General features: G+C 46.3%; 12 protein-coding genes. All 12 read left to right on the top strand.

Features of this window, described 5'->3' with window-relative positions; genetic code table 11:
* The first annotated feature begins 398 nt into the window (after positions 1–398).
* The 12 genes from ACUALS_RS14350 (at position 399) to ACUALS_RS14295 (ending at position 10,996) form a co-directional block, all read left to right on the top strand.
* Positions 399–1,145, top strand: a complete 747-nt coding sequence (locus ACUALS_RS14350; RefSeq protein ID WP_039478832.1) for an amino acid ABC transporter substrate-binding protein — start codon at positions 399–401, stop codon at positions 1,143–1,145.
* Positions 1,146–1,251: 106 nt separating this feature from the next.
* Complete coding sequence (locus tag ACUALS_RS14345; RefSeq protein WP_005472539.1) at positions 1,252–1,923, top strand: amino acid ABC transporter permease; 672 nt, start codon at positions 1,252–1,254, stop codon at positions 1,921–1,923.
* A complete protein-coding gene (locus ACUALS_RS14340) occupies positions 1,920–2,657 on the top strand; it encodes an amino acid ABC transporter ATP-binding protein (protein ID WP_038141360.1) in 738 nt (245 codons plus the stop codon). Before ACUALS_RS14345 ends, ACUALS_RS14340 begins: the two co-directional genes overlap by 4 nt.
* A gap of 230 nt (positions 2,658–2,887) precedes the next feature.
* Complete coding sequence (gene rpmH / locus ACUALS_RS14335) at positions 2,888–3,025, top strand: 50S ribosomal protein L34 (RefSeq protein ID WP_038141364.1); 138 nt, start codon at positions 2,888–2,890, stop codon at positions 3,023–3,025.
* A gap of 45 nt (positions 3,026–3,070) precedes the next feature.
* Positions 3,071–3,394: a ribonuclease P protein component gene (gene rnpA, locus ACUALS_RS14330; RefSeq protein ID WP_050796250.1), complete on the top strand. Its 324-nt coding sequence runs from the start codon at positions 3,071–3,073 to the stop codon at positions 3,392–3,394.
* On the top strand, positions 3,361–3,624 hold the full coding sequence (yidD, locus tag ACUALS_RS14325; RefSeq protein WP_072016668.1) for a membrane protein insertion efficiency factor YidD: 264 nt from the start codon (positions 3,361–3,363) through the stop codon (positions 3,622–3,624). The genes rnpA and yidD overlap by 34 nt, the downstream gene beginning before the upstream one ends.
* 2 nt (positions 3,625–3,626) lie before the next feature.
* Positions 3,627–5,246 (top strand): membrane protein insertase YidC, encoded by a 1,620-nt coding sequence (yidC, locus tag ACUALS_RS14320; protein ID WP_038141369.1) that lies wholly within the window; start codon positions 3,627–3,629, stop codon positions 5,244–5,246.
* Between the two features lie 121 nt (positions 5,247–5,367).
* Complete coding sequence (gene mnmE, locus ACUALS_RS14315) at positions 5,368–6,729, top strand: tRNA uridine-5-carboxymethylaminomethyl(34) synthesis GTPase MnmE (protein WP_454448571.1); 1,362 nt, start codon at positions 5,368–5,370, stop codon at positions 6,727–6,729.
* Positions 6,730–6,780: 51 nt separating this feature from the next.
* A complete protein-coding gene (gene mioC / locus ACUALS_RS14310; protein ID WP_454448570.1) occupies positions 6,781–7,215 on the top strand; it encodes an FMN-binding protein MioC in 435 nt (144 codons plus the stop codon).
* Between the two features lie 465 nt (positions 7,216–7,680).
* The gene (gene mnmG, locus ACUALS_RS14305; protein ID WP_454448569.1) at positions 7,681–9,576 is read left to right on the top strand and encodes a tRNA uridine-5-carboxymethylaminomethyl(34) synthesis enzyme MnmG; all 1,896 of its coding nucleotides are present in this window, start codon (positions 7,681–7,683) and stop codon (positions 9,574–9,576) included.
* Positions 9,576–10,208 carry a 16S rRNA (guanine(527)-N(7))-methyltransferase RsmG gene (gene rsmG / locus ACUALS_RS14300; RefSeq protein WP_038141376.1) on the top strand — a complete coding sequence of 211 codons (633 nt, stop codon included), beginning with the start codon at positions 9,576–9,578 and terminating at the stop codon, positions 10,206–10,208. Before mnmG ends, rsmG begins: the two co-directional genes overlap by 1 nt.
* 14 nt (positions 10,209–10,222) lie before the next feature.
* Positions 10,223–10,996, top strand: coding sequence for a ParA family protein (locus ACUALS_RS14295; protein ID WP_005476196.1), 774 nt, complete (start codon positions 10,223–10,225; stop codon positions 10,994–10,996).
* Positions 10,997–11,019: the final 23 nt, after the last annotated feature.

Raw genomic sequence — 11,019 nt, 5'->3', positions numbered from 1 at the left:
GGTGCCCCCACTCGAAGTAATTGATTGGAAAAGATTGGCAATTTTACCTGTTGATAACCAAGATCGCTAGCAATAGATCGACGATCCAGTGAATAAGATCCAAGTTATTCACAATATTTTCGACATTATTCGGCGGATCCCCACACACTGCCCCATTTTTACTCACACATTGATCCACATAAGGGCAATTTCCACCCGATCCTGACTCTGGTGATAACTCTGTGCATGAAATATCGATCGCCACCTTCACAGGATCGAAAAATAATCCTCCGACCCGTAAGATTTAGAACAAAATATCAACCTTATTACTCTACTATCTAGGATATTGCTCTTAGTTATTTATCTAATTAACTAAAGTAACAGTAATATTTCTCCCCATAATTATATGGAGTTGTACTATGAAAATCTGGTTTAAGGCTGCAGTTGCAGCAATCGCTCTGTCTGCTGCGACTGTGCAGGCTGCTACGGAAGTCAAAGTCGGCATGTCTGGCCGTTACTTCCCATTCACTTTCGTTAAACAAGATCAGCTACAAGGCTTCGAAGTGGACCTATGGGACGAGATTGGTAAACGTAATGATTACAAAGTGGAATACGTAACCGCAAACTTCTCTGGTTTGTTCGGTCTACTAGAAACAGGCCGCATCGATACAATTTCTAACCAAATTACAATGACAGACGCTCGTAAAGCAAAATACCTATTTGCTGACCCATACGTGGTGGATGGCGCACAAATTACAGTTCGTAAAGGCAACGACGAGATCAAAGGTGTTCAAGATCTTGCGGGCAAGACGGTAGCTGTAAACCTAGGTTCAAACTTTGAACAGCTACTGCGTGATTACGATAAAGATGGCAAGATCAATATCAAGACTTACGACACAGGTATTGAACACGATGTCGCACTGGGTCGTGCAGATGCCTTCGTCATGGATCGCCTTTCAGCGCTAGAGCTAATCAAAAAGACAGGTCTTCCTCTTCAACTTGCAGGCGAACCGTTTGAAACGATTCAAAATGCTTGGCCATTTGTAAACAATGAAAATGGTAAAAAACTGCAAGCAGAAGTTAACCAAGCACTTGCAGCAATGCGCGCAGACGGTACTCTAGCGCAAATTTCTGAAAAGTGGTTTGGTGCAGACATCACTAAATAATGTGACCACTCCGCTACTTTTGTTGAAGTAGGCTTTTCTAACCCACTGCTTTCCTTCCTTTGCAGTGGGTTTTGCTTTTCTATGTCGTTATACACTGGGACACGTTATGGGATTCGATTTTAACTACATGCTGGAGTTGATGCCGATACTGCTTAAGTATCTGGGAACAACTATGGAGATGGCCGTTTGGGGTCTGATCTTCTCTTTAATACTGTCAGTGATTCTCGCCAATATCCGCGTATTCAAGGTTCCAGTGCTCGATCAACTGAGCCAGCTGTATATCAGCTTCTTCCGTGGCACGCCTCTGTTAGTACAGCTGTTTTTGCTTTACTACGGCTTACCACAGATTTTCCCATGGATGGTCGGACTAGATGCTTTCAGTGCCGCTGTCATCGGTTTGACCTTACACTTCGCCGCCTACATGGCAGAAAGTATTCGCGCTGCCATTATTGGTATTGATCGTAGCCAGATGGAAGCGAGCCTCTCAGTCGGCATGACGACGACACAAGCGATGCGTCGCGTCATTTTGCCGCAAGCGACTCGTGTGGCCTTGCCTTCACTGATGAACTACTTCATCGATATGATCAAATCAACGTCACTGGCATTTACGCTAGGCGTTGCCGAGATTATGGCCAAAGCACAAATGGAGGCATCATCAAGCTTCCGTTTCTTTGAAGCGTTTCTTGCGGTTGCACTCATTTACTGGGGTGTGGTGGTTATCCTTACTCGTGTTCAAATCTGGGCAGAAGCTAAACTCAATAAGGCGTACGTACGATGATCAAACTGAGTAATATTCAAAAACGCTTCGGGGATACTGAAGTGCTAAAAGGGATTGACCTTGAGATAAAACAAGGTGAGATCATCGTCATTATTGGCTCTAGCGGAACCGGCAAGTCGACATTACTTCGCACAGTAAATTTCTTAGAGAATGCCGACAAAGGGGTTATCACGATTGATGATGTCAGCGTCGATAGTGAAAATCACACCAAAGCCGAAGTTCTCGCTTTGCGTCGTAAGACAGGCTTTGTGTTCCAAAACTATGCGCTTTTCGCCCACATGACCGCGAGACAAAACATCGCTGAAGGGCTGATGACTGTGCGTGGTTGGAAAAAAACAGACGCACTTCAACGCGCGCAAGAGATTCTTGATGATATTGGCTTAGGCGATAAAGGTGACAGTTATCCAGCGGCGCTGTCTGGTGGTCAACAGCAGCGTGTGGGTATCGGACGCGCTATGGCTCTACAACCAGAGCTGCTGCTTTTCGATGAGCCAACATCGGCACTCGATCCTGAATGGGTGGGTGAAGTTCTTAATTTAATGAAGGACTTAGCTACAAAACATCAGACCATGCTGGTGGTCACCCATGAAATGCAATTTGCTAGAGAGGTCGCCGATCGGGTGATCTTTATGGCAGAAGGGCACATTGTTGAGCAAGGTTCTCCACAAGATATCTTTGGAAATCCACAAGATCCTCGCTTACAAAAATTCCTTCGACAAGTTGGTGCAGAGTAAAGATCACAAAAGAGGATCGTTTGATCCTTGAGATTTTGCTCACACTACGTATAATCGCTCGGCCGGAATTTAGCGCTTGCACAAAGATTGACACTTTGTGTGACTGTGATTACAATTCCGCCTCTTTGTTGAGAGGCGTCGGTTTGTCCTCTTTATATATAGAGAAGACCTCGTATACCCACGCCGGGTTAACATTGACCTAAAACTACTGATCAGTAAAGGTAATAACCATGTCTAAACGCACTTTTCAACCTTCAGTTCTAAAGCGCAAGCGTACTCACGGTTTCCGTGCACGTATGGCTACTAAGAACGGTCGTGCAACAATCAACGCACGTCGTGCTAAAGGCCGTAAGCGTCTTTCTAAGTAATCTTCGATTATTTTGAATACGTACGCGTTCAATCGGGAGTTACGCTTGTTAACTCCCGAGCATTATCAAAATGTCTTTCAGCAAGCTCATCGAGCTGGCTCTCCTCATTTCACTATCATTGCTCGCAAAAATTCCTTATCTCACCCAAGACTAGGTTTAGCCGTTCCGAAGAAACAGATTAAAACTGCTGTTGGTCGTAATCGCTTCAAGCGTCTCGCTCGCGAAAGCTTTCGTAACAAACAACATCAGCTTCCTAACAAAGATTTTGTTGTTATTGCCAAGAAAAGCGCGCAAGATTTAAGCAACGATGAAATGTTTAAACTGTTTGATAAATTATGGCAGCGTCTGTCTCGCCCCTCTCGCGGTTAGCGATCGGCCTCGTCCGACTCTATCAAGGCTTTATTAGTCCACTTCTTGGACCGCGTTGTCGTTTTACTCCAACCTGCTCTACTTATGCCATTGAAGCGTTGAAAGCTCACGGTTTTGTAAAAGGGTGTTGGTTATCAAGCAAACGTCTATTAAAATGCAACCCTTTAAATAAAAAGGGTTGGACATACGACCCCGTTCCACCAGTCCAAAAACAAGACAGAGACAATTAACGATGGATTCTCAACGTAATATCCTGTTAATCGCGCTAGCACTGGTTTCTTTCCTATTGTTCCAACAATGGCAAGTTGCAAAGAACCCAACGCCTCAGCCGGTTGAGCAGGCTCAATCAAGCAGTACTCTACCTGCCCCATCTTTTGCTGACGAGCTAGATCCAGCTCCTGGTCAGCAAGCTTCTGCTAAAACGATTACCGTGACCACTGATGCATTGACTCTGTCGATTGATACAGTTGGTGGTGATGTCATTCACGCAGATCTAAACCAATACTCGGCTGAGATGGATTCTGCTGATGCATTCGTTTTACTTAAAAACGAGCCTGGTCACCAGTTCATCGCTCAAAGTGGCCTTGTTGGCCCTCAAGGTATCGACCTAAGCAGTACTAACCGTCCTGCATACGCAGTCAGCGCGGATAGCTTCACTCTAGCAGATGGCCAAGATGAACTTCGCGTTCCAATGACATACGCAGCAAACGGCTTAGAGTACACTAAGACATTCATCCTTAAGCGTGGCAGCTACGCGATCGACGTTGAATACAACGTTGTGAACAATTCTGGCAACAACGCGACATTCGGTATGTACGCTCACCTACGTCAAAACCTTCTTGACGCTGGTGGCAGCATCACAATGCCAACTTACCGTGGTGGCGCATACTCAACAGAAGATACGCGCTACAAGAAATACAGCTTCGAAGATATGCAAGATCGTAACTTGTCTCTAAACCTGCCAGATGGTCAAGGTTGGGCGGCAATGATCCAGCACTACTTCGCATCAGCATGGATTCCACGCAACGAGCCAGGCACCAACCTATACACTCGCGTTATTGGCAATCTTGGCGATATCGGCGTTCGTATGCCGAACAAAACCATCGCAACCGGTGACAGCGCTCAAATGACGGCAACGCTTTGGGTCGGTCCAAAACTTCAAGACCAGATGGCTGAAGTTGCACCAAACCTAGACCTGGTTGTCGATTACGGCTGGCTATGGTTCATTGCGAAACCTCTGCACTCACTGCTTTCGTTTATTCAAAGCTTTGTTGGCAACTGGGGTGTGGCAATCATCTGTTTGACGTTCATCGTACGTGGTGCCATGTACCCACTAACGAAAGCGCAATACACATCTATGGCGAAAATGCGCATGCTGCAACCTAAACTGCAAGCAATGCGTGAGCGTATTGGCGATGACCGTCAGCGCATGAGTCAAGAAATGATGGAACTGTACAAGAAAGAGAAAGTGAACCCGCTAGGTGGCTGTCTTCCTCTTATCCTACAGATGCCTATCTTCATCGCACTATACTGGGCACTGATGGAATCGGTTGAGCTACGTCACTCGCCATTCTTCGGTTGGATTCATGACCTTTCAGCGCAAGACCCGTACTACATCTTGCCACTGCTGATGGGTGCATCCATGTTCCTAATCCAGAAGATGAGCCCGACGACCGTGACGGATCCAATGCAGCAGAAGATCATGACCTTTATGCCGGTTATGTTTACTTTCTTCTTCCTGTTCTTCCCATCAGGTCTGGTTCTATACTGGCTAGTATCGAACATCGTAACGCTTATCCAACAAACGCTTATTTACAAAGCATTGGAGAAAAAAGGCTTACACTCTAAGTAACCTTTAATGCGAAATTATTATCAAAGGCGGCCAAAAGGTCGCCTTTTTTATTTGAGCTGATTACAATTCATCACATTACTTATTTGCCATGCAATGGCACCGAGATTCTACAGGCACAACTATGACTACAGATACCATTGTCGCCCAAGCAACCGCCCCTGGTCGTGGCGGCGTCGGCATTATTCGAGTATCCGGCCCACAGGCAGAGAAAGTCGCTCAAGAGGTAACAGGGAAAACACTGCGCCCACGTTATGCAGAGTACTTACCCTTTACCTCGAAAGATGGCTCCCAGCTTGACCAAGGTATCGCATTATACTTCCCGAACCCGCATTCATTCACTGGTGAAGATGTCCTTGAACTGCAAGGTCATGGCGGCCCTGTCGTGATGGACATGCTAATAAAACGCATCCTACAAATACCGGGGATTCGTACCGCAAGACCGGGGGAGTTTTCAGAGCGCGCATTTTTAAATGACAAACTCGATCTCGCTCAAGCAGAAGCCATTGCTGACTTGATCGATGCAAGTTCGGAAGAAGCGGCTAAATCCGCCCTACAATCACTGCAAGGTGCGTTCTCGCAACGTATTCACACTCTGGTCGAATCCCTGATCCACCTTCGCATCTATGTCGAAGCGGCTATTGACTTCCCAGAAGAAGAAATCGACTTTCTGGCTGATGGAAAAGTAGCAGGTGATCTGCAAGCCATCATTGATAACCTGAGTGCGGTACGCCAAGAGGCGAACCAAGGTGCGATTATGCGTGAAGGCATGAAGGTGGTTATCGCAGGTCGTCCGAATGCGGGTAAATCAAGCCTGCTCAATGCACTATCAGGCAAAGAGTCGGCCATTGTGACCGACATCGCAGGGACCACACGTGACGTGCTGCGTGAACATATCCATATCGATGGCATGCCACTGCATATTATCGATACCGCAGGTCTGCGTGACGCCTCTGATGAAGTCGAGAAAATCGGCATTGAACGTGCCTGGGACGAGATCGCTCAAGCGGACCGCGTACTCTTTATGGTTGATGGCACAACCACAGATGCCACCGATCCAAAAGAAATTTGGCCAGACTTCGTTGATCGCCTACCAGCGAATATTGGTATGACAGTGATCCGTAATAAAGCCGATCAAACCGGCGAAGATCTTGGCATTTGCCATGTCAACGATCCAACCCTTATCCGCCTGTCAGCGAAGACGGGTGAAGGTGTCGAGTCACTACGCAGCCATTTAAAAGAGTGCATGGGCTTTGCTGGAGGTAATGAAGGCGGCTTTATGGCTCGTCGCAGACACCTAGAGGCACTGGAACGCGCAGCCGAACACCTAGACATTGGTCAACAGCAGCTTGAGGGCTATATGGCTGGGGAGATTTTGGCAGAAGAGCTGCGTATCGCTCAGCAACATTTGAGTGAAATCACCGGCGAGTTCAGCTCAGACGACCTACTGGGCCGCATCTTCTCTTCTTTCTGTATTGGTAAATAATCATCGACAGTGCGACTTCTAGGTCGCACTTCTTTTAGTAAAGGACGAACAATGATTCACATTATAACAGGCAGCACTTTAGGCGGAGCTGAATATGTGGGTGACCACCTAAGCGATCTTCTGATTGAGAAAGGGTTTGCAACCACAATCCACAACCAACCAGACATTAACGATATTGAAAACAAAGGGACATGGCTTGTTATCACATCAACGCATGGTGCGGGCGAATATCCAGATAACATTCAGCCCTTCATTAGCGCATTGCAAAACACACCACCTAAAATGAGTGAGGTTAAGTATGCCGTGATCGCGATTGGTGACTCGAGCTACGACACCTTCTGTGCCGCTGGAAAACATGCCCATGACCTTCTGGAAGATATTGGTGCAGCCCCCATTACTGACTGCTTAACCATCGATGTACTCAGCCACTCAGTTCCCGAAGATGCAGCTGAAACTTGGTTACTAGAACATATTGAACGCTTCTAATCCCCAATTCAGAGTCGTTTTTCGGCTCTGATTTCCTCTCTGTGAATAACTTCTCCCACCACTTTTAAGTTCACTTGGTCAAAAAGCAACCATTCGACCTGTGGATAAACTAGATCAAATCCAGTGACTTTCCTATAGTTATCCCAATAACAACTCGGATCCTTTTTTACCCCTGTGTATAACCATCAATTTTGATCTCAGGAAATCCTCGATCTGATCAATGGCTGATCACAGATTAAGATCCATTAAAGATCCATGATCTTGTTGATCATTTTTGAGTTATCCACAGAGATCGTCAATCCTAATAATAGATCTAATAAAAGATCATATATATAGATCTTATATATATAAGTCTTTCAAGCCTTTAAATGAAAAGTCTCAAAAGCGTTTCCACACTCTGTGAAAGAAGGTAGAATAACGCTCTTTTATCTTTCTATAGCTTGATTGAATACCTGAGGTCAGTTCATGCTCTATCACGAAAACTTTGACGTCATTGTTGTTGGTGGCGGTCACGCAGGAACGGAAGCCGCATTAGCATCTGCACGGACAGGTCAAAAGACCCTTTTGCTTACTCACAATATCGATACTTTGGGCCAAATGTCATGTAACCCAGCAATCGGTGGTATTGGTAAAGGTCACCTAGTCAAAGAAGTCGATGCCATGGGTGGTTTAATGGCTCAGGCTATCGATCATGCGGGTATTCAATTTCGAACGCTCAATGCCTCTAAAGGCCCAGCTGTACGAGCGACTCGAGCGCAAGCAGACCGTGCCCTGTACAAAGCGTATGTTCGTGAAGCACTTGAAAATGCTGACAACTTAACGCTTTTCCAACAGTCAGTGGATGACCTCATTGTGGAAAATGACACCGCTGTAGGTGTTGTGACTCAAATGGGGCTTAAGTTTCGAGCAAAAGCCGTGGTCCTTACCGTCGGCACCTTTTTAGGTGGCAAGATCCACATTGGTATGGAGAGCTCTTCAGGTGGTCGAGCTGGGGATCCACCTTCGATCGCGCTAGCTGATCGTCTCCGTGAGCTCCCATTCCGTGTTGATCGTCTTAAAACAGGGACACCTCCAAGGATCGATGCTCGAAGTGTCAATTTCTCAGAGTTGGAAGTACAACATGGTGATAATCCAACACCAGTATTTTCATTCATGGGACAACGCACTCAGCATCCTCGTCAAATCCCATGTTTCATCACGCATACCAACGAAAGTACACATGAAGTGATCCGCAACAACCTTGATCGCAGTCCAATGTACGCTGGGGTGATTGAAGGGATTGGTCCTCGTTACTGTCCTTCGATTGAAGACAAAGTGATGCGCTTTGCTGACAAAAACAGCCACCAGATTTTCATTGAACCAGAAGGTTTGACGACTCACGAACTCTATCCAAATGGTATTTCCACCAGCTTACCATTTGATGTTCAGGTTCAGATCGTGCGTTCGATGAAAGGGTTTGAAAACGCGCACATTGTTCGTCCTGGTTATGCGATTGAATACGATTTCTTTGACCCACGTGATTTGAAACAGACTTACGAAACCAAATTTATTAGCGGTCTGTTTTTTGCCGGCCAAATCAACGGCACAACGGGTTACGAAGAAGCTGCTGCACAGGGCTTGATGGCGGGCTTGAACGCAAGCTTGCACAGCCAAGGTAAAGAAGGCTGGAGCCCACGTCGCGATCAAGCTTACATGGGCGTGCTAATTGACGATTTGTCTACCATGGGTACCAAAGAACCGTACCGCATGTTCACTTCTCGTGCAGAATACCGCCTCTTGTTGCGTGAAGATAACGCAGACTTGCGTTTGACAGAAAAAGCTCGCGAGCTAGGTTTGATTGATGATGCGCGTTGGGCACGTTTCAACGAAAAAATCGACAACATGGAAAAAGAGCGTCAACGTCTGAAAGAAACGTGGATGAATCCTAAGTCAGAAGGTATCGATGCCCTTAATGCGATTCTAAAATCGCCAATGTCTCGTGAAGCAAGTGGTGAAGATCTTCTGCGTCGTCCTGAGATGACCTATTCACAGCTCACGGCTCTGGATCGTTTTGCGCCTGCTCTTGAGGATCAACAAGCCGCTGAGCAAGTTGAAATCCAAGTGAAATACGAAGGTTACATCCAGCGACAGCAAGATGAGATCGAAAAATCTCTGCGCCACGAGAACACGAAACTACCTGTCGATATGGATTACTCGAAAGTCAGTGGCCTTTCCAATGAAGTAGTCGCAAAACTGACGGAGGCGAAACCTGAAAGCATCGGTATTGCTTCTCGTATTTCTGGTATTACACCAGCTGCGATTTCCATTTTGCTGGTTCACTTGAAAAAGCAAGGCATTTTAAAAAAAGGTGAGGTCGCGTAATGAGCCAACTTCGTAATAAGCTTGATGAACTCATCGCGCAAACTGACTTAGAAGTGTCTGAACTGCAACGTAACCAGCTGGTTGGTTACGTTGAAATGCTTAATAAGTGGAACAAAGCGTACAACTTGACTTCGGTTCGTGATCCCGAAGAAATGCTAGTGAAACATATTCTAGATAGCATTATCGTTAGCACTCACTTACAAGGTGAGCGCTTTATTGATGTAGGCACAGGTCCTGGACTTCCGGGAATTCCTCTGGCCATTATGTGTCCAGATAAGCACTTTCACTTACTCGACAGCCTTGGCAAGCGTATCCGTTTTATCAAACAAGCACTCCATGAGCTGAAGATCGAAAATGTGATGCCGATTCAAAGTCGCGTCGAAGAGTTTCAACCAGAAGAAAAATTTGATGCCGTACTGAGCCGTGCATTCGCATCTATGGTAGATATGGTTAGTTGGTGTCACCACCTTCCAAAAGCCGAGACAGGACTATTTTTGGCACTGAAGGGGCAATTACCACAGGGTGAGATTGATGAACTTCCTGAGTGGTGTTGTGTGACCGACATCAAAGCTTTGAATGTTCCTCAATTGGAAGGTGAGCGTCATCTAGTAATCTTATCGCGCAAGGAATAATAGCGAGGTCCATTGTGGGTAAAATCGTAGCGATCGCCAACCAGAAAGGTGGAGTTGGTAAAACAACAACCTGTATCAACTTAGCGGCCTCTATGGCTGCGACTAAGCGTAAAGTCTTGGTGATTGATCTTGATCCACAAGGGAACGCAACCATGGCCAGTGGCGTTGACAAGTATCAAGTCGATGCGACTGCCTATGAACTTCTCGTCGAAGATGTACCGTTTTCTGAAGTGGTTTGTACGAACACATCAGGAAACTATGATCTGATTGCCGCGAACGGAGATGTAACGGCGGCTGAAATCAAGCTAATGGAAGTCTTTGCTCGAGAGGTACGCCTAAAGCACGCTCTTGCGTCAGTTCGCGATAACTATGATTTCATCTTTATCGATTGTCCTCCCTCTCTAAACCTTCTTACAATCAATGCCATGGCCGCAGCGGATTCGGTCTTGGTTCCTATGCAGTGTGAGTACTTTGCATTAGAAGGTTTAACGGCGTTAATGGACACAATCAGTAAACTTGCGGCCGTGGTGAATGAGAACCTAAAGATTGAAGGGTTGCTGCGCACCATGTATGACCCTCGCAATCGGCTCTCGAATGAAGTGTCCGATCAACTGAAGAAGCACTTTGGCAACAAGGTGTACCGCACTGTTATTCCTCGTAATGTTCGTTTGGCTGAAGCGCCAAGCCATGGTAAACCAGCCATGTACTACGACAAATACTCTGCAGGCGCAAAAGCCTATCTCGCGCTTGCTGGCGAAATGCTTCGCCGTGAAGAAGTACCTGCATAAACCAACCAAAGGAACTCCGTCTC

Source organism: Vibrio sp. NH-7 (assembly GCF_053643215.1).
This window is presented reverse-complemented; position numbering and strand designations above follow the sequence as displayed.